This is a genomic window from Ruegeria sp. AM2, from assembly GCF_056540685.1.
This window is the reverse complement of the sequence record NZ_JBQFXE010000001.1, coordinates 585706-603918: the sequence shown is the minus strand read 5'-3', so window position 1 is coordinate 603918 and position 18213 is coordinate 585706. Positions and strand designations below refer to the sequence as shown.

The window sequence follows — 18213 nt, the reverse complement described above, 5'->3', positions numbered from 1 at the left end:
ACCGCTGGCGGCTTCTTACGTCGAAGGGTTCGCTATTCCCCACGTGTGGCAGTGAGCTTGATGCCAATTGTTACGGCAAAACCCAGCGAGTCTTCTTTGGGCTGCGATGTTCCGATATCGAAATCCAGCCTGTTTACGTCCAAAACCCCCTCTGCAGTGGCGGTGTTGTCCTGCAGATCGAGTGTGAAAGGCAGAACGACGTCCATCGATTTGTCGCGAATGGTTAAAGGACCCCGCGCCTCATATCCGGTTTCAGTTTTGAATAGCTCTGCTTTGAACTGTGCGGTTGGAAACTGTGCCGAGTCGAAGAAATCTGGTCCCATCGCTTGATCCGAGACCGTTCCAATGCTGAGTGACCCAATTGCAATCGTAACATCAACGGACCCCGCCAAGCCCGGCTCGGCGGGCTCGTCAAAGGCGATGGCGGCGGTCCAGTCTGCGAACGATCCGGTGACTTGGCTGCCTAGCTGCGTGATCGTTACCGTCAAATCACCGTCCTGGACCTGCCATTCCGATTGCACTTCGGCCAGTTCTGCAGTGTCGAGACTGGCATCGGATTTGTGCGAGAAAGCCCCGTCAAACCAACCCACAGCCAAAACAGCGATCCAGATGATCGCGGCCGCAAAGGCCGGTGTCAGCGTATGGTCCTGATGCGGCGGGGTGGGGGCGTCTGATCGGCCGGGCAGCATGCGGCGCAGCGTGCTGTCTTTGTCGACCACATGGTGTTTCAACGCGCCAAGGATATGCAGACCCAATGATCCAGCCAGAACCAGAATGAATAGCCAATGCAGGCTGGCGGTAAGTTCGGCCAGCATCGCGGACTTTGGGACCAAAGGCAGGTTCTGACCAAAGGGCCAAAGGATTGGGGCAAACCCTTCAGCAGCCGCGTGGTGTACCCAACCTGACAGCGGCACAAGCACAAGTGAGCTGTACAGTAACCAATGCACGGTTTCAGCCGCAAATGCCTCGGGCTTGTTTTCCGCGTTCAGAAGGCCCGGCTTGGTTTGTGTCAAAGCCCATAGGATTCGCGCTAACGCTACGAAGAACACTGTTACACCGACCGTCTTGTGCAGGGAAAACAGTTGCGCGGCGCGGGCGATGTCAGCCTCGGTTGTCGCGATGTTCGGGTCGTATATCGAATGCGCAAGCTGGTTGGCGAACCACCCCAGCGGCAGTGCAGTCAGGATCAGCAAGGCCGTCAGCCAGTGAAAGGTTTTTGTGACGCTTCCATAGCTGGCAAAAGTATTCGTCGCGGGCATCAGGTCATCTCGCTTTGGTGATCCGTGTGTGGCAGCGTAAATAGATCGTGTCAGGACACAAGGCTGAGAAATGCACATCGAAGGTGTTCGGATGCAGACCTTACGCAATGCTTGTGCCGGACGGTCAGTCGGTTTACACCCCGCCGCAACCTTACGTCATCCAAGAGGCAATCATGACACGCGCGTTCGTTTTTCCCGGGCAAGGGGCTCAGACCATCGGAATGGGCAAGGCCCTGTCCGAGGCTTACCCGGCTTCCCGTGCGGTTTTTGACGAGGTGGATGATGCTCTGGGCGAGAAACTGAGCGCCCTGATCTGGGAAGGCGACATTGCTGAACTGACCCTGACGCAAAACGCGCAGCCCGCCTTGATGGCAACCTCAATCGCCGCGGTGCGCGCACTTGAGGCCGAAGGTGTTTCGTGCGCAGACGCTTCGTATGTGGCCGGGCATTCGCTGGGTGAATATTCGGCACTGGCGGCAGCAGGTGCGATTTCGGTGGCGGACACGGCGCGGCTGCTGCGCACGCGCGGACAGGCTATGCAGAGCGCCGTTCCCGTCGGTGAAGGCGCCATGGCCGCTATTCTGGGGCTGGACCTTGATGCGGTGCGGTCGGTTGCGGACGAGGCGGCTCAGGGCGAAGTGTGTCAGGCAGCCAATGACAATGATCCGACGCAGGTTGTGGTTTCAGGATCAAAAGCCGCGGTTGAACGTGCCGCTGAAATCGCAAAGGAAAAGGGCGCGAAACGCGCTGTCATGCTTCCTGTAAGCGCCCCGTTTCACTGCGCCTTGATGCAGCCTGCCGCAGACGTCATGGCAGAAGCTTTGTCGTACGTCGAAATCAAGTCTCCATCTGTCCCGCTGGTCGCCAATGTCCGCGCCGAGGCGGTATCGGACCCGGATGTGATCCGGCAGTTGTTGGTCGAGCAGGTCACCGGATCTGTCCGCTGGCGCGAAAGCGTGCAGTTCATGGCGGCGCAAGGTGTAACCGAGGTTTGGGAAATCGGAGCAGGAAAAGCCCTGTCGGGTATGATCCGGAAGATTGATCGGGACATCGCCTGTCAGGCCGTCGGATCGCCCGAAGATGTGCAAAAAGTGACAGATAGCAACGCATAACGAGTAAAGTCGCCGGCGGTGGCTGTCAGGGAAGGATTGAAGATGTTTGATTTGACGGGAAAGAATGCGCTGATCACAGGTGCTTCGGGCGGCATCGGCGCCGATATCGCGCGCGCATTGCACGGGGCGGGCGCCACCGTCGGGCTGTCTGGCACGCGGGTTGAGCCGCTTCAGGCTCTTGCTTCGGAACTTGGTGAGCGCGCGTTTGTTTTGCCCTGTAACCTCAGCGATCTGGACGCCGTTGGTGAATTGCCAAAACAGGCAGCCGAAGCGATGGGTTCGGTTGACATCCTGGTTAACAACGCAGGCATTACCCGTGACGGTCTTTTCATGCGCATGTCCGATGAAGACTGGCAGAGCGTGATTGACGTAAACCTGACCGCGACCGCAAAGCTCTGCAGGGGAGTGTTGCGGGGCATGATGAAGGCCCGTTGGGGGCGGATCATCAACATCTCGTCCATCGTTGGTGCGACCGGCAATCCTGGTCAGGTGAATTACGCGGCCTCGAAGGCAGGTATGGTCGGGATGACAAAATCTCTGGCTTGTGAGACTGCCAGCCGAGGCATCACAGCCAATGCCGTGGCACCTGGCTTTATCGCGACCGCGATGACGGACAAGCTGACGGATGATCAAAAGGCCTCAATGCTGGGGCAGATTCCTGCTGGCCGCATGGGCGAGCCTTCAGAAATTGCGGCCGCAGTTCTGTATCTGGCCAGCCCCGAGGCGGGTTATGTTACCGGCACCACCTTGCATGTGAACGGCGGCATGGCCATGTTGTGACCTCAAGTCCGGGCGGATGCGAAAGCGTTTGCCTTGTGCGTTGTCTGTGCTATAGGCGGCGCATAAATCCAAGGCCGGTCGCTTAGGTCGGCCTTCTACTTTCCCGGGCTCCGGGACTCAAACCGCCCGGAACGGGCAAACTAAGGCCAACCCGATCGGGCAAGGGCAGAACCGGGCGGAACGCCCTGAATAGGAATGAGGAATAGACATGAGCGACGTCGCAGATCGCGTTAAGAAGATCGTTGTTGAGCACCTGGGTGTCGAAGAAGACAAAGTCGCGGAAAACGCGTCTTTCATCGACGATCTGGGCGCAGACAGCCTGGACACCGTTGAGCTGGTTATGGCCTTCGAAGAAGAGTTCGGCATCGAGATCCCTGATGACGCAGCCGAAACCATTCAGACGTTTGGCGACGCGGTCAAATTCATCAGCGGAGCTTCTTAAGAGTTTCGAATACTGAAAAAGCGGCGCTTCCGGGCAACGGAGGCGCCGTTTTTTTGTGCCCGAGGGGATTCGGGCTTGCAACGCATCAAATGAATTCGCCACCCTGCGCCAGAGGCATAAAATGCGAGTGGGCGAATGATAAGATCCACCCCGATGATCAATACGGCTCGTCTTACTCTATGTGGGATGCGGCCCGAGGACTTTAACAGGTTCGCCGAAATATGGCGCAACCCGTGTATCGTGCGCCATGTTGGCGGGAAACCGCGTTCACGCGGCGAAGCGTGGGACTCGTTTCTTAGAAATGCGGGACACTGGCAAATGGCCGGGTTCGGGCAATGGGCCGTCCTTCGGCAATCGAATCGTGAGATGATCGGGCAGGCTGGCTTTTTCTACGGCAATCGGGCGCTTGGCGAAGATTTCGACAGCTTCCCTGAGGCAGGGTGGATTCTGGTCCCCGAGGCGCAGGGGCAGGGTCTTGGCTATGAAGCAGCGCAGGCCGCGCATGATTGGTTTGACCGCATAATGCCGGGTCCACTGGTGGCTATGGTCGACGCAGAGAACGCAATCTCTCAAAGGCTGGCGAAAAAGCTTGGCTACGTCGTGATGCGGGAATGCGATTTCAAGGATTCCGCTGTGCGATTGCTGCGTCGAAACGGACCGCCTGCACGCATTTGACCCCAACCTTGGCGGTAATGCCGCAAATCGCCTGTAGTTTGCCGAAACTGGTAGAATCGCGGCGTCTGCTTGCGTGTATGGTACAATCGTTTTGAGAGCGATTGAGCATAGGAGCAGGCTCATGAGGATTTACCCAACGATGGAACTGCAAAACGGCCGGTGTGTCACATTGGACAAGGGCCGTTTGGACGAAGCTATGATCTGGCATGTGAACCCTGCTGATACGGCGCGCGGCTGGGCTGGCGCCGGGGCTGAGTGGATGCACCTTACGGATTTCGATGCAATTGAAGGACGAGACACCAATTCGGCCCTTGTGGAAGAGATCATTCGCTCGGCGGAAATTCCCGTTCAACTGGCTGGTGGCATGCGTACGCGTGAACAGGTCGAGCACTGGATCGACAAAGGGGCCGGTCGGATTGTGATCGGCACGCTTGCGGCCTGGGACCCGAATCTTGTCAAGGAACTGGCCAAGCTTTATCCCGATCAGATCGTCTTGGCGGTTGATGTCTGGAAGGGTCAGGTCATGACCGATGGCTGGCGCAGTCAAAGCGCCTTTACGCCTGATGCCTTCATCGACGCGTTCGCTGACACGCCTTTTGCTGCCATCCTGGTCACCGATATCGACAGCGATATGGAGGATGTCGAGGCACAGTTGGGGCTGATTTCAGGTCTGGCCGAAAAATCCCGCACCCCTGTGATCGCAAGTGGCGTGGTGCGGTCGGTGGATGATATCTCCAGATTGGCCTATATCCACAATATAGCAGGCGCACTAGTCGGGCGCGCGCTGTTCCGCAAGACAATCGATCTGGTTGAGGCTTTGAACGTGGCAAGCGCTGCGCACGAACCGGTCGCCGAATTCCAGTAACCTGTTGCAAATCTAGCCTCCGCCCCTTTCGTCGTAGCAGAAAGAGGGCGGAGGACTATTCTTGTAAGCAGCAGTCTTCGCGTCATTCCACAACGTCTCGGCAACATGATGCCTGTGCGGAATTCGCTGTTGCTCTTGCCCCCGCACCCCGGGCCGGGGTATGAGCGGTTCTCATAACAGGAAGCAGGCAAGAGGCATTTCATGCGCAGAGTCGTTGTAACCGGTCTGGGATTGGTCACTCCTTTGGCCAGCGGGGTCGAACATACCTGGTCGCGTCTTTTGGACGGAGAATCCGGCGCTGGACCCATCACTATGTTCGATGCCGAGGCAAGCGGCGTTGCCACAACCTATGCTTGCGAAGTTCCGCGCGGCGATGGAACGAACGGAACATTCAATCCGGATGATTGGATGGCACCGAAAGAGCAGCGCAAGATCGAAGACTTTATCCTCTATTCCATCGCGGCCGCCGAAATGGCCTGCAAGGATGCAGATTGGACTCCCGAGGGCGAGGAAGACCGTCTTCGCACGGGCGTCCTGATTGGATCTGGCATTGGCGGATTGGGATCGATTGCCGAGACTGCAAATCTGATCCGCGACAAAGGCCCGCGGCGTGTCTCACCCTTCTTTATTCCAGGCGCGTTGATCAACTTGGCCTCTGGTCAGGTGTCGATCCGTTTTGGTTTCAAAGGGCCGAACCACTCGGTTGTTACCGCATGCTCAACAGGTGCCCACGCCATCGGAGATGCCAGCCGTATTATTCGAGCGGGCGACGCTGATGTCATGATCGCGGGCGGCGGCGAGGGTTGCATCTGCGAAATCGGAATTGCGGGTTTCAACTCCTGCAAGGCACTGTCCACCAAGTTTGCGGATAATCCCAAAGCGGCCAGCCGCCCTTATGACGTGGACCGCGACGGGTTCGTCATGGGCGAAGGTGCAGGAATCGTAGTTCTAGAGGACTACGAGCATGCAAAGGCTCGCGGTGCCAAGATCTATGCCGAAGTTCTGGGATATGGGATGTCGGGTGACGCGTATCATATCACCGCACCCAGCGAGGACGGCGACGGGGCTGAACGCTCGATGAGAGCAGCGCTGCGCAGCGCGGGTCTGGAGCCGAAGGATCTGGACTACATCAACGCCCACGGCACGTCGACCATGGCCGATACGATCGAACTGGGCGCGGTCGAACGGCTTTTGGGCGAACATGCTGGTAGCGCCACGATGAGTTCGACCAAATCGGCAACCGGCCACCTTTTGGGCGCGGCTGGGGCGATTGAGGCAATATTCTCGATCCTCGCGATCCGCGATCAGGTTGCGCCGCCCACGATCAACCTCGACAATCCGGCGGTTGAAACGCCGATTGATCTGGCTCCGAACCAAAAACGAGAGCGCGAAATCAATGTGGCGCTGTCAAACTCGTTCGGATTTGGCGGCACAAATGCGAGCGTGATTTTCGGAAAGGTCAGTTAAATGTGGCGGGCTCTGGCGTCCAACATGCTGACCATTCTGGTGGTCGGCCTGTTTCTGATGGGCGGTCTGATCTTGTGGGGCCAGTCGCAGTTCAGGGCTGAAGGACCATTGGAAACCGCCATCTGCCTGCAGGTTGAGCGTGGCTCGAACATGACAAAGGTCAGCCAGCAGCTCGCCGATCAGGGGGCCGTCAGCAGCGCCACGATTTTTCGCATGGGGGCAGATTACACAGATCGCGCGCAGCAATTGAAAGCTGGCAGCTTCCTGCTACGCGAAGGTGCCTCGATGGAAGAGATCGTGGATGAGATCACCAGCAGCGGCGCCAGTACCTGTGGCTCTGAGATCGAATATCGTATTGGGGTGACCCGTGCCCAAACGCGCGTGCGCGAGTTGAATCCGGCGACATTGGACTTCGATGAAGTTGCCGTCTTTGATGCCTTGGAGGATGAGGTTCCAGCGGCTTACGACGAAAAGCGTGGCGACGCAGACACGCGCTACCGCGTGTCGCTGGCCGAGGGCGTTACGTCCTGGCAGGTTGTTGAAGCGCTCAAAGCGTTTGATGTGCTCTCGGGCGATGTAACGGAAATCCCGGCGGAAGGCATGTTGGCACCGGACAGCTACGACATAGCTGCTGGGCAGGATCGCACCCAACTGTTGCAGGCGATGCAGGACAGGCAAGTTGCGCGGATCGAAGCCGCTTGGGAAGGCAGGCAGGACGGGTTGCCGTTGGAGAACCCCGAGGAGATGCTGATCCTTGCGTCTATTATCGAGAAAGAGACTGGCTTGGCGGAAGAACGCGGGCAAGTTGCCAGCGTTTTCGTGAACCGCTTAAACCAAGGTATGAAGCTGCAAACCGACCCGACGGTCATCTATGGTGTCACCAAAGGGCAGGGCGTGTTGGGGCGCGGATTACGACGCAGCGAATTGCGTCGGGCGACACCCTGGAACACCTATTTGATCGATGGCTTGCCGCCCACGCCGATTGCCAATCCTGGATTGGCCAGTCTTCAAGCAGCCGTCGCGCCGGATGAAACGAGTTACGTCTTCTTTGTTGCTGACGGCACCGGTGGTCACGCGTTTGCGGAAACGCTGCAGGAACACAATCGCAACGTCGCAAAATGGCGTGAGATCGAGGCTGAGCGGAATTCAGGTAACTGAGTTCCGCCCTGCAAATCTTCAGCTTTCTAAGCGGCCTTCGGTCGATCCCAGCACGTGCATGAACACCTGGGCGGTGAACGGCCTAAGCCGCCCGGCGTCGCCGAGACCGTCTTTGTTTTGAATTGTTAGGCTTGGCGCCTGGGCTGGAAGGTTTTTGGTTTTGTCTGCGGCGTGTGTTTCCTCGGCGGCGCGCAGGTTTTGCTTCGGCAACTTCCGGCATGGTCCCACTGGCCACCGGTATTTCGAATTTCATGATTTTTTGGATATCGCGCAACTGATCCAGCTCATCCGGTGCGCAAAACGCAACCGCTTCTCCTTCGCGGCCGGCGCGCGCGGTCCTGCCGATGCGGTGCACGTAGTTGTCGGGCACGTCCGGTAGATCGTAGTTGATGACACAGGCCACGTCTGGAATATCGATGCCCCGCGCTGCGACGTCGGTTGCAACCAGGACAGTCACCTCGCCGGACCGAAACGCCTTGATTGCGCGGTCGCGCTGACCTTGGCTCTTGTTCCCATGAATCGAGGCCGCGTTGTATCCATCTTCGACCAGACTCTTCATCAGCTTTTCGGCACCATGTTTGGTGCGCGAAAAGACGAGCGAAAGGGCGTTCAGGTCTTTTGACAAAACCTCACGCAGTTTGGTCGGTTTTTCGCGTCGGTCCAAAAAATGCACCGACTGGGTAATCTTGTCTGCCGCTTTACCCGGAGGCGAGACCTGAACGCGATGGGGATTGTTCAGATACGCGCTGCTGAGTTCCTCCATTTGCTTCGGCATAGTTGCCGAGAAAAGCATCGTTTGGCGCGGCGTGCCCAATTCCGGCGCAATCCGGCGCAGGGCGTGGATAAACCCAAGGTCCAGCATCTGGTCGGCCTCGTCCAGAACCAGATGGCGTACAGAACTAAGGTCAACTGCGCCGCGATCCATCAGATCGATGAGCCGACCGGGTGTTGCCACAAGAATGTCCGTACCCCGGGCCAGAAACGAGATCTGTTTGTTGATGGATTGCCCACCTACCACGGTCGCCACGCGGACTTTGGTTTTCTTCGTCAGGTTGCGAAGGTTTTCCGCAATCTGATTCACCAGCTCCCGGGTCGGAGCAAGGATCAGAGCTTTGACCGTTTTGGGCGCTGGTTTGCCGGGCTGTGCAAGCAGGTGGTCGATCAGCGGTAGGCCAAACGCAAGTGTCTTGCCTGTGCCGGTTTGGGCCAGTCCAAGAATATCATCCCCCTGCAAGGCAAGGGGAATGGCCTTATTCTGAATGGGCGTTGGCTGGGTCAGATTGGCGCGCTTCAGCGCATCGTTGAGGGCTGGCGCCAGGCCAAGCATATCGAAGTCGAACAAAAAACTATCCTTTGCGGCCCCGGGGTGCTTCCTCGGGGCAGGTGATGATGGGCCATCCGATATGGCCGACAGGGTTACACGAGACCTCGGACCGTACAGGCGAGTCCTGAGCCATCCGGTCATCGTGTTAAGAACCCTGCGTGAAGGGGAACTGGAATTTTGTGGTGGCGCTGTGGGGCCGTTGGGCCCGCAGATGCTCACGCGTCAGCGCTTGGTTTGCGCGCTGATGAGGGGAAACCGGGCATTTGTCAAGCGCTGCTGTTCAGTCAACATATTTAAGACGTCGCGTGTTGCCGCCCCAGATTCGCATTCGTGTCCGCTAACGCAACGCGCCCTGCCTGTTGCATGGCCGTTGCGTGATTTGTTGACTGAACGCACGATTTCGCGTATAGGTTGTGTCATGCTAGAAGAAGTGGGCAACGGCTCCGGGGTAACCCGGTGGCCGTTTTTTTACTTCTCTCGTGCGGAGAACACTCACGCATGAGGTCACAGGCAAACATGACTTTGATTACCCCGGAAGAGCGGATTTCCCAGACGGCAGAACTTTTGCAGTCGCTTGAGAGATCCATTCGCGGTTTGCGCCAAGCAGCGGAAGAACTGCAATTGCAGATCGGAGCCGGGGAGGATGCAGATCTTGCTGGTTCAGCCAGGCAACTCGGGCAGCTAGAGGGGCTGATCCGAATTTGTCAGAAAGTGGAGACAAGCTTTGTCGAACAACATCACAGACAAGCCGGAATTGCCCAAGGGGGATATGCGCTCGACCTTGAGCGCGCTCGATTTGAAATCGGGTGCAGGCTGGCTCGCCTCCGCCGATGCTGCGGTGCGGGACAGATTTCTGAGTGAGATCGGGGAGGGGGGGCTGTGCGCCCTCCCTTTCCTTTTTGAGTTCTGGGCGTTGCCCCATCAATTACCGCCCGAAGGCGACTGGCGGTCCTGGGTCATCATGGGCGGGCGCGGCGCGGGCAAGACGCGGGCCGGCGCGGAATGGGTGCGATCGATGGTCGAAGGGTCCAAACCATTGTGCAAGGGCGAGGCAAGCCGCGTTGCGCTGATCGGCGAAACCTTTGATCAGGTCCGCGACGTCATGATCTTTGGCGACAGCGGCATAATGCAGTGTTCCCCACCAGATCGTCGCCCGGTCTGGAAGGCGTCGGAACGGAAGCTGATCTGGCCCAATGGCGCCGAAGCTCAGGCGTTTTCTGCCCATGATCCAGAAGGGTTGCGGGGGCCACAGTTCGATGCGGCCTGGGTTGATGAACTGGCGAAATGGAAGAAGGCGACTGAAACCTGGGATATGTTGCAGTTTGCATTGCGCCTTGGCGACCAACCTCGGGTTTGCGCGACAACAACTCCGAGGAATGTGAAGGTTTTGAAGGAACTTCTGGCGTCTCCCTCCACAGTGACTACGCATGCGTCGACCGAGGCAAACCGGGCCAATCTGGCGGAGTCCTTTCTGCAGGAGGTGCGCGCCCGCTACGAGGGAACCCGGCTGGGTCGGCAGGAGTTGGACGGAGTGTTGTTGTCAGACGCAGAGGGCGCGCTGTGGACCGCGTCGATGCTGGAAGACCTACGGTCAAAGCGCTTACCTGTGCTTGATCGCGTCGTTGTTGCCGTTGATCCCGCGGTGACTTCCGGAAAAAATGCGGACGCTTGCGGTATCGTCGTTGTCGGCGCGCAAGTTCAAGGCCCACCAGAGGATTGGCGGGGCTTTGTTCTTGCGGACCGCACGGTGCAAGGTGAAGGCCCTTCAGGTTGGGCGCGCGCAGCGATCGACGCCATGGACGAGTTTTCCGCCGAGCGTTTGGTGGCAGAGGTCAATCAGGGCGGGCAATTGGTCGAAGAGGTTGTTCGCCAAGTGGATCCCTTAGTGCCCTTCCGAGCGGTCCGGGCGTCGCGCGGGAAAGTTGCCCGCGCCGAACCCGTCGCTGCTTTGTACGAACAGGGACGGGTAACGCATATGCCTGGGTTGAATGATCTGGAAGAAGAGATGTGCCAGATGACGTCACTCGGGTTTCAGGGGCATGGCTCTCCTGATCGCGTTGATGCGTTGGTTTGGGCTTTGCACGACCTGATCCTCGGTCCCGCCGCCGCCTATCGCAGACCCAGGGTGAGAGTACTGTGACCGTCGCCAGGTTGCTGTGTCGAGCCAAGACACTCTGGACAAATAATTGAAGTCGGAATTTCCATCGAACTTTGGAATTGGAGGCGAGTACCGGAATCGAACCGGTGTACACGGATTTGCAAGAGATCGACACAAAAAATAATAATTTAAATTCAATACTATGTGTGGGAAAGAATTTAATGTGTGCCGTTTTGTGTACAGTTAAATTTTCCCGTAATTAGTTGATCTTATTTGCCTTTTCAGCTGTCTCGCGCATGACTTTAAAAGCCAGCATGAGGATTAGCATACATGCGAACAATCCACTTACGTCGCCAATGAAATAGCCAATCAGCGTATCTGTGTTGTGACTAAACGCCCAGCCCATTCCAAAGGTATTGATTGCTGAGGCAATAGCACCTGCTACCATGACATCTCGCCAATTTGCTGCACGATTTGCCGTTATTCGAAAGTCCATCCCAATCTTTGCTAGCGCCCAAAAGGTCACCGCAGCACACACTATTCCAGAGAAAACACCAGCAAGCCCCGCCAGTGTGAAACCCGCAGCCCCAAAGTTTATCCAGTGCGTTAGTAAGGCAGTTGGTGCGAGCAACGGAATAGCTTTCCAGCCCATCATCCATGCTGACAATATGCGGACGCCATGTGGAAGGAAAAGTAAACTGGCATAGGGTGCTAGCTCTGGCGTGTATTGGGCTTGTAGGGGGAGTAAAATGTAAATTGAGATTCCAAATGCGAGTAGGTGCGCATGCGAAATAATAAGAAACGGTGTCAGCAGGTTTTGGTTGCTAAATGCTTTCAACGGCTCAGCTACCTAGCTCTTTCGACACGACATACGACGATCGTTGTCGCCCGTGCGCGTGTTGTAAGTACCCTGCTTCTACTAGTTCTCGCAATGCTCGAAAAAAGGCACTACGCGACACACCATTCAGCAATTCATGTTGCCGCAGTTCTTCCGTCTCAACCGTTTTTGAAGTTTCGCTCAGGAGCGTTGCAGCGTACACAATATTTCTCTGAACGGCACTTAAATCATCAATTCCTAAGTCCCGCTCCATGCCAAGTAGCAGTTGCTTCAGACGTGCTAATTTTTCAATCCCTGCCATGTTTAAGCCCAAAGCTGCAAACTAGTTGTCTTCCAACATAGGGCTTGACTGGCACGCGGAACAAGTCCCAATTTGGCACTTATAGATGAAACGTGAGCTACTTGTGCTTCGCGTGAATGAGAAAAGTTAGAGGATTGAGGCAGTGAAAATTTCTATTTTGCAAATAGTTTTGATGGCAGCAATTGCCTTGGTGACGTTCAGTGATCCATCTAGAGCGGGAAGCATAAGATTTGATCAGGATGCTTCTAATTTACCAAATTCCTACAAGCGGCTGCGTAAAGTTGACGGTATCAAAGCAAAGCGTGTCCATTCATTTTCGATCTATGGCGGTGATTGCGTAACATCAGCCTACGGCGATGGAACAGGTAAGGGTGACTGTTCCTATGGTTCTGTCCGTTCAATGCTTAGGGAAGCAAAGAGCGACGGCACTTGGATTTTCGCTCAACCAGCAGAGGCTTGGTATGGGTGGGATATGCTTGTTCCAGCGAGCTTTCCTACACAAGGGTCGCAGACCAAGGGAAGTTACATTTTTACTCAATGGAAGGGCGGTGTGTGTCCTCACGCTTCAATCAATCACTCTACACGCAAGGGCCAAGGCGACACTATTTATTTGCGTCTCCAAGCGCCGCGCGACGCAGCAAATCACGACTGCAGAGACATTGCACGCATTCCCTTGATGAACATGCGTGACTTCAAAAACCAATGGCGGAACTTTCAAGTGTACGCCAAATGGTCCCATAAGGCAGACGGACAAATCATCGTCTACTTAGATGGTCAGCAAGTCGCGAATTACAGTGGACCAACTCTTAACGTTGCTCCAAATGCTCCGCACAAAAAGGCAAAAATGAACCACTTTGATATAGGCGTCTATTTGTGCTGCACGGCAGGGGTTAAGCACGTCCGCCCAGGCACGGTTTACTTTGCGAATGTGAAGCGTGCAGGGAACCAAAAGAAGCTTAGAAAATGAGCGCTCAAATGTGGTTGCTGCTCCACGTTTTCTAGGCTTCTTTGATTGCAATAAACACCAGTAAGAACTTTCAGGAAAATATTATGTTTGAAAAAGTATCAAGGTTCGCTTTGTTGGTAGTGCTGTCTTTGTTCGCCACGCCAAGCATAGCATCAACTGAGGATGATGTTGCGCAGGCGCAAAGATACTTGAACAAGCTGGGATACGACGCAGGGTCAATTGATGGGCTTTGGGGGAAGGGCACACGAGGTGCGTTAGAAGCGTTCTTAGGCGACCTCAATCTGGAATTTGACGGCCAGCTAAACGAGGTGGAGCTTGAGCTGCTAGAGTTGGAACTAGCGGCGAGAGGAATCAGTACTGGACCAACTGTAAATTGGCCATACCGCGCCACCAGCATAGCGTTCGCGGGTTATGACGGCGCTGATCAGCCTGCCTATGATGTGATTAGGACAATCAAAGAAATTCCTGATTATGGGTTGAATGTTGTTACCTTGGATTTTCGTTGTGTTGGAAAAATTGATCGTTCAGCACCAGACGATTACCCAGTTGGCCGTAAAATTGGATGCTCAATAGCGAACAAGCAAATCTTGGAAGACGAGGGTTTTGTCTCAACCAGGCGCGATGCGACTAGCTTGGCAATTGATGAAGCGCGTGCTGTTGGGTTGGCCGTAAATCTCAAACCTATGTTCTTGGAATTGGGCAACAGGTTTGGAAACGGTAACATGCAAGAAAGCACCTTCTTTGAGGGCGACGGTAGCACGTGGTCAGGATACGCAGAAATTATTGAAGAAGTTGCGCGATACGCTCAGGAAAATCAGGTTGAGTATCTGACAATTGGTACAGAGCTAAACAACCTCAACGGGCGCCTAGAGAACAGCGGCCGTTGGCCTGAAATCGTCCAGAATATTAGGCGACTGTATGATGGCAAGCTGATCTACGCGCACAACTATAACAACGACTCGAACCTGAGAAACTTGTCTACAAGCAATGTGATGCGTTTTGTCGATATCGTTGGGATCAACTACTTTCCAACGCGCATTCTTGGTGGGCGCGAAGAATACACTGCCAATGAAGTTGCACTGGCGCTTCGCAATGCAAAATCGCGCGCGGGTCGCAACATGATGAGCGAGGTGCGGAAGCTGCGCGAGCAACTTGATGTACCCATCATTCTGTCTGAAACCACTTTTCCAACTTGGCGCGGCTCCGCAAACTGGAGTTTTAGAGGAACGTGCGACTATCAGAACGAAGGGCGCAGCGGTTGGGAATTTACAAAAGGCCCGCTGCAACCAAAGACGCCTTCAGACGAGCATGGACGCTTGCTTGCTAACGGCGTGATGCTCGCCTTTGAAAACGAAGCTTGGGTGCATGGCGTAGATTATTTGTATTGGTCCGTGGCTCATGCACATGACAGCAGCACTGACCAACAGCAGTTTGGCCCTTGCTCAAGTTGGTTGTGGGAAAGCGAAGATGGCATCAAGGAACTTATTAAAAGTTATCATTCGTCCCAGTGAACAAGGCTGATACTTAGGTTGCATTTGCCGCCTAACACGTTGACAGTTTGTTCCTTTTTGATGAGAAGGCATGCTTAAAAATATCGTTTCTGTTCATATATTCTCGTCAATATATACATTGCTGAAGGAGTTGGCGTGTCAGAATCTCGTGTGCCATTTACGGCAAAAAGGCTTCAGAAAGCAGTCGCAAAATCCTTTACGGATGAAGTTGCTGGAATGGTGAAACAGGCGCAAGCTGCCTACTTTGATACAAACAACATAATGAAGTTCCAGCACGGTAGGGGCTGGGCCTCACCTGCGAATGAGCTGGGCGACAAAACTGGTGAGGTAGAGCTCCACAGTGTTGAAAACACTCTTGCCCTTGCAGATGTTGTGGATGGTGACCCTTCGATCACGTTCAAACATGCCAATGAAATTGCGAGCGGTATGGTCACTTCGTTGGAAAAAATGATGTTTGCCAAGCTGCATGAGGTTACGGAGAAGACAGGCAACGTTGTAGATGCGGCCAAACATGGTAGCCAACTGGAAGCAATGGCGGCAATGCTAGAAGGCATTGAAATGTCAGTGGATAGCGACGGCAATTTGAACCTGCCCACTATGTTTGTGAGCCCAGGTCAGTCCGCTAAACTAGCAAAGGAAATTGAGCAAGCACCGCCTGAAATGCACGAGCGTATTGAAAGCATAAAGGCGAAGAAATTAGAGGAAGCGATCCAGAAAGAGGCTGAACGAAAGAGCCGCTTTGAAAGGCGCGACGCATGACTAATAGGGTTTGCTTGTGCATTGGTGTGACCAACCATGATGACCAACGCCTCTCTCAACTTAACGGTGCGGGCGTAGATGCGAGGAATATGTTTGCTGCGTTAACTGATCCTGCAAAAGGAGGTTATGACCCAGTTGCGTCCAGATTACTGCTAGATCCAAAAAAGCATGAAGTAGCTGCTGCTGTTGCGGACTTAGCCTATGATAGTGCGGTAGATACACTAACATTCTTTTTTGCTGGCCATGGTGGAGTGAGCAATGAAGCCTTTGCACTGTGTTGTTCAGATACAAACTGTGATCGCTTCATTGCAACGGCCCTTCCAATAACAGAAATATTTCAGATCCTTAACGATGCGCAGCCTAGGCACAGCAACATCATCATTGACGCCTGTCAGGCCGCTGGAATGGTCGCTGACTTAGGGAGCCTATTGAAGCCATCACAGATTGGCCGTGCTCAAGGAGCAAGTATTTCGATCTTCGCCACTAGTGCCTCAGACCGTGGCGCTGGAGAAACGGATGAAGGTGGCGTTGGTACTGGCTACATACTGGACTGCATAGAGGGCCAGAAAGATTGCAGGGTTGCCAAGGATCACCTGAGTTTGGATGACATAGGTGCAGCAATTGCGTCTGAATTTGGTGATCAATCGCCTAGTGTGTGGTCGTTTAATGTCTCTGGCGCTTCCCAGTTTGTGAAAAACCCAAAGGCGATCACAAGCTCAAGTGGTGAATTTGCGCGCCTGCCAGAACTTGGCTCGTCTGGTTTGCCCGCGCTTGGTCAGGAGATGGCGGAGTGCCTATGGCAGGTCTACGTGGAGGCAAAAGACAATCTGGACACTAGGGAACTTCAAACCCTTGTAGAGAAGGCAATTGTCAGTCTTTCAGATGCCAGGGGTCAAGGTGGTGTTGTCATAGGTTTATCTGAGAGCTTTTCTTCGCGTGCAGCGCTCTCAGAGGATTGTTTTGCTTCTGTAGAGGTGTTGTGTGCCTTTCTATTCGCCGCTCAGTCAATTGAAGACCAAACGGTACGCAATGAAGTGGCTAACTATCTTAGGGTTCAAGTAGACCAAAGTCTTTGGAACGCCCTTGGAGAAGTCGCAGAAGCGCTGAATGAAAAGTTTGGTCTTCTTGCAAAAGGTGGAGCATATGCGGAGTTTTTCGCGCTACCAATCCGAATTTCTAAGGTAGCCGCGTGGGCACTGACCTCATTATATTTGATAGAAAACGACATACAGGAATTTGCTAAGCGTAAGGAAACTGTTTCTAACATCCTCGTGGCTCTCAAGGAGCAATATGCTAACTCGTTCTGCCTCATGTCTGAAGAGCAAGCGCCGTATTTGCTCGTTGTTTCGGAATTGGCGAATAAGTTTGGAGTGAGCGGCTGGGGGGAAGAGTATCTTTCCACGTTGTACTCAAACTATTTCAAGGAGAATCGTAGAGTCGCCAAGTCTGATGTTTCAGATGATAACGTATTGTCATTCCTCAAATGGCGTTGCGGAGACGACAGTTTGGATGAGGCGAACTTTATTGCTAAGCCATCAGAGTTATTATTCGTGCTCCTGTATCATTTCTTGGGACGAAAGCAACTTGAGGTAATCAAGTATGATTTCGAAGAATTGGATCATACGGTGGTCAGTACATTTGTTCCTGATGCCTATCAGACTTTTTCAGCGGAAGTAATTTATGATGGGGTGAATATTCAGTTTCAAATTGGATATGACTTGTTTACGGCTGCTGACTTTGAAACCTTTTTCAAAATTCACATGCTTCCATCTATTGAATCTGCCGTTTCTGGGCTGAGCAATTTTGAGCAAAAAAATGCGTTGATTGCGTCTCTAATTTACCCAGATCGCTTGCCATGGTTTTTGGTAACGTCAACTTCCAAAGACATCTGACGTATCCCTGCATTGGTGCATCTTTCTTGAATTAGACTTCGTCAAGCCGCAGGTGCTGCACGATAGCAAGCACTTGCGTCTGACCCTCAAACTAACTCAATCGCGTTCCGCAGCTTGCTTTCATTGTAGTCAATGTATCGTTGGGTTGTGCTGATGTCCTTGTGGCGCGCCAGAGCCTGTATCACCCGCACGTTCACACCCTTGTCAGCAAGCTCCGTCAAAAACTGCCTGCGCCCGCTGTGTGAGCTAGCGCCCTTTATGCCTGCCGCCACGTAAAATTTGGAAAACAGGTTCACAATCGTCTGAGGGCTAAACCCACCGCGCTTTGCGCTGAAAAACAGCTGGGCGTCAGGTTTGCTAACGTGACGGGGGTAGCTGTTTGCGTACACAGCAAGAGCTTTACTCAATCTATTGCTGACAAGAACTGCGCCTGCTTCATCGCCCTTGGTTTGTTCCGCCCCAAGAAAAACTGTGTCACGCGGGTTGCCGTTGCAGTCAAAGACGTCGCCAACCTTCAATCCTGCAATCTCACACGCACGCAACCCTGCAAAGAAGCTGAATGCGAAAATGGCGCGATTGCGGGCGCTGTAGCGGTGGGCATCAATGACGGCATAAACACGTTTCTGTTCCGCTTGCGTCAGTAGCTTTGCTTGTTTCATGTCTCAGCCTAAATGTGTGGTTTCGTTGTAATTCATTGTAAAGCCACACATTTTGCCAAGCGATCGAAAAAGGTGCTGACGCTAAGCCTTTGCGATCAAAGGCGCT

The 18213-nt window shown here is 54.2% G+C and carries 17 protein-coding genes; 12 read left to right on the top strand and 5 right to left on the bottom strand.

Features of this window, described 5'->3' with window-relative positions:
• Window positions 1-32: 32 nt before the first annotated feature.
• A complete protein-coding gene (locus ACR0CR_RS03035) occupies window positions 33-1259 on the bottom strand; it encodes a cytochrome b/b6 domain-containing protein (RefSeq protein ID WP_480596612.1) in 1227 nt (408 codons plus the stop codon).
• A gap of 173 nt (window positions 1260-1432) precedes the next feature.
• Between ACR0CR_RS03035 and fabD the strand changes: the two genes are divergently transcribed.
• From fabD to mltG, 7 genes are all read left to right on the top strand, one after another.
• Window positions 1433-2371 (top strand): ACP S-malonyltransferase, encoded by a 939-nt coding sequence (fabD, locus tag ACR0CR_RS03030; protein ID WP_480596610.1) that lies wholly within the window; start codon window positions 1433-1435, stop codon window positions 2369-2371.
• Between the two features lie 42 nt (window positions 2372-2413).
• A complete protein-coding gene (gene fabG / locus ACR0CR_RS03025; protein ID WP_480596608.1) occupies window positions 2414-3151 on the top strand; it encodes a 3-oxoacyl-[acyl-carrier-protein] reductase in 738 nt (245 codons plus the stop codon).
• Window positions 3152-3359: 208 nt separating this feature from the next.
• The gene (locus ACR0CR_RS03020; protein WP_480596606.1) at window positions 3360-3593 is read left to right on the top strand and encodes an acyl carrier protein; all 234 of its coding nucleotides are present in this window, start codon (window positions 3360-3362) and stop codon (window positions 3591-3593) included.
• A 135-nt stretch (window positions 3594-3728) separates the two neighbouring features.
• On the top strand, window positions 3729-4268 hold the full coding sequence (locus ACR0CR_RS03015; RefSeq protein ID WP_480596605.1) for a GNAT family N-acetyltransferase: 540 nt from the start codon (window positions 3729-3731) through the stop codon (window positions 4266-4268).
• A gap of 121 nt (window positions 4269-4389) precedes the next feature.
• Entirely contained in the window at window positions 4390-5133 is a 744-nt protein-coding gene (locus ACR0CR_RS03010) for a 1-(5-phosphoribosyl)-5-[(5-phosphoribosylamino)methylideneamino]imidazole-4-carboxamide isomerase (protein ID WP_480596604.1), read from the top strand.
• A gap of 201 nt (window positions 5134-5334) precedes the next feature.
• Window positions 5335-6600, top strand: a complete 1266-nt coding sequence (gene fabF / locus ACR0CR_RS03005; RefSeq protein WP_480596602.1) for a beta-ketoacyl-ACP synthase II — start codon at window positions 5335-5337, stop codon at window positions 6598-6600.
• Window positions 6601-7758, top strand: coding sequence for an endolytic transglycosylase MltG (gene mltG, locus ACR0CR_RS03000; protein WP_480596600.1), 1158 nt, complete (start codon window positions 6601-6603; stop codon window positions 7756-7758).
• Between the two features lie 82 nt (window positions 7759-7840).
• Here mltG and ACR0CR_RS02995 read toward each other — a convergent pair whose 3' ends face one another.
• The gene (locus ACR0CR_RS02995; protein ID WP_480596598.1) at window positions 7841-9100 is read right to left on the bottom strand and encodes a DEAD/DEAH box helicase; all 1260 of its coding nucleotides are present in this window, start codon (window positions 9098-9100) and stop codon (window positions 7841-7843) included.
• 751 nt (window positions 9101-9851) lie between these two features.
• Here ACR0CR_RS02995 and ACR0CR_RS02990 point away from each other — a divergent pair.
• Complete coding sequence (locus tag ACR0CR_RS02990) at window positions 9852-11222, top strand: DNA-packaging protein (RefSeq protein WP_480597514.1); 1371 nt, start codon at window positions 9852-9854, stop codon at window positions 11220-11222.
• A gap of 217 nt (window positions 11223-11439) precedes the next feature.
• On the opposite strand, the gene ACR0CR_RS02985 is transcribed toward ACR0CR_RS02990, so the two are convergent.
• Both ACR0CR_RS02985 and ACR0CR_RS02980 read right to left on the bottom strand, forming a co-directional pair.
• A complete protein-coding gene (locus ACR0CR_RS02985) occupies window positions 11440-12018 on the bottom strand; it encodes a hypothetical protein (protein WP_480596596.1) in 579 nt (192 codons plus the stop codon).
• Window positions 12019-12022: 4 nt separating this feature from the next.
• Window positions 12023-12319, bottom strand: coding sequence for a hypothetical protein (locus ACR0CR_RS02980; protein ID WP_480596594.1), 297 nt, complete (start codon window positions 12317-12319; stop codon window positions 12023-12025).
• A 142-nt stretch (window positions 12320-12461) separates the two neighbouring features.
• On the opposite strand from ACR0CR_RS02980, the gene ACR0CR_RS02975 reads away from it, so the two are divergent.
• From ACR0CR_RS02975 to ACR0CR_RS02960, 4 genes are all read left to right on the top strand, one after another.
• Window positions 12462-13286, top strand: coding sequence for a heparin lyase I family protein (locus ACR0CR_RS02975; protein ID WP_480596592.1), 825 nt, complete (start codon window positions 12462-12464; stop codon window positions 13284-13286).
• A gap of 83 nt (window positions 13287-13369) precedes the next feature.
• Complete coding sequence (locus tag ACR0CR_RS02970) at window positions 13370-14797, top strand: glycoside hydrolase family 113 (protein ID WP_480596590.1); 1428 nt, start codon at window positions 13370-13372, stop codon at window positions 14795-14797.
• Between the two features lie 135 nt (window positions 14798-14932).
• Window positions 14933-15556, top strand: coding sequence for a hypothetical protein (locus ACR0CR_RS02965; RefSeq protein WP_480596588.1), 624 nt, complete (start codon window positions 14933-14935; stop codon window positions 15554-15556).
• Window positions 15553-17448 (top strand): caspase family protein, encoded by a 1896-nt coding sequence (locus tag ACR0CR_RS02960; RefSeq protein WP_480596586.1) that lies wholly within the window; start codon window positions 15553-15555, stop codon window positions 17446-17448. Before ACR0CR_RS02965 ends, ACR0CR_RS02960 begins: the two co-directional genes overlap by 4 nt.
• An 86-nt stretch (window positions 17449-17534) precedes the next feature.
• Here ACR0CR_RS02960 and ACR0CR_RS02955 read toward each other — a convergent pair whose 3' ends face one another.
• Window positions 17535-18107 (bottom strand): tyrosine-type recombinase/integrase, encoded by a 573-nt coding sequence (locus ACR0CR_RS02955; RefSeq protein ID WP_480596584.1) that lies wholly within the window; start codon window positions 18105-18107, stop codon window positions 17535-17537.
• Window positions 18108-18213 lie beyond the last annotated feature (106 nt).

Excerpts from the sequence above, each read along its gene's own strand:
- ACR0CR_RS03035 (WP_480596612.1), bottom strand. The coding sequence starts at position 1,259 with ATGCCCGCGACGAATACTTTTGCCAGCTATGGAAGCGTCACAAAAACC.
- fabD (WP_480596610.1), top strand. The coding sequence starts at position 1,433 with ATGACACGCGCGTTCGTTTTTCCCGGGCAAGGGGCTCAGACCATCGGA.
- fabG (WP_480596608.1), top strand. The coding sequence starts at position 2,414 with ATGTTTGATTTGACGGGAAAGAATGCGCTGATCACAGGTGCTTCGGGC.
- ACR0CR_RS03020 (WP_480596606.1), top strand. The coding sequence starts at position 3,360 with ATGAGCGACGTCGCAGATCGCGTTAAGAAGATCGTTGTTGAGCACCTG.
- ACR0CR_RS03015 (WP_480596605.1), top strand. The coding sequence starts at position 3,729 with ATGATAAGATCCACCCCGATGATCAATACGGCTCGTCTTACTCTATGT.
- ACR0CR_RS03010 (WP_480596604.1), top strand. The coding sequence starts at position 4,390 with ATGAGGATTTACCCAACGATGGAACTGCAAAACGGCCGGTGTGTCACA.
- fabF (WP_480596602.1), top strand. The coding sequence starts at position 5,335 with ATGCGCAGAGTCGTTGTAACCGGTCTGGGATTGGTCACTCCTTTGGCC.
- mltG (WP_480596600.1), top strand. The coding sequence starts at position 6,601 with ATGTGGCGGGCTCTGGCGTCCAACATGCTGACCATTCTGGTGGTCGGC.
- ACR0CR_RS02990 (WP_480597514.1), top strand. The coding sequence starts at position 9,852 with ATGCGCTCGACCTTGAGCGCGCTCGATTTGAAATCGGGTGCAGGCTGG.
- ACR0CR_RS02980 (WP_480596594.1), bottom strand. The coding sequence starts at position 12,319 with ATGGCAGGGATTGAAAAATTAGCACGTCTGAAGCAACTGCTACTTGGC.
- ACR0CR_RS02970 (WP_480596590.1), top strand. The coding sequence starts at position 13,370 with ATGTTTGAAAAAGTATCAAGGTTCGCTTTGTTGGTAGTGCTGTCTTTG.
- ACR0CR_RS02960 (WP_480596586.1), top strand. The coding sequence starts at position 15,553 with ATGACTAATAGGGTTTGCTTGTGCATTGGTGTGACCAACCATGATGAC.
- ACR0CR_RS02955 (WP_480596584.1), bottom strand. The coding sequence starts at position 18,107 with ATGAAACAAGCAAAGCTACTGACGCAAGCGGAACAGAAACGTGTTTAT.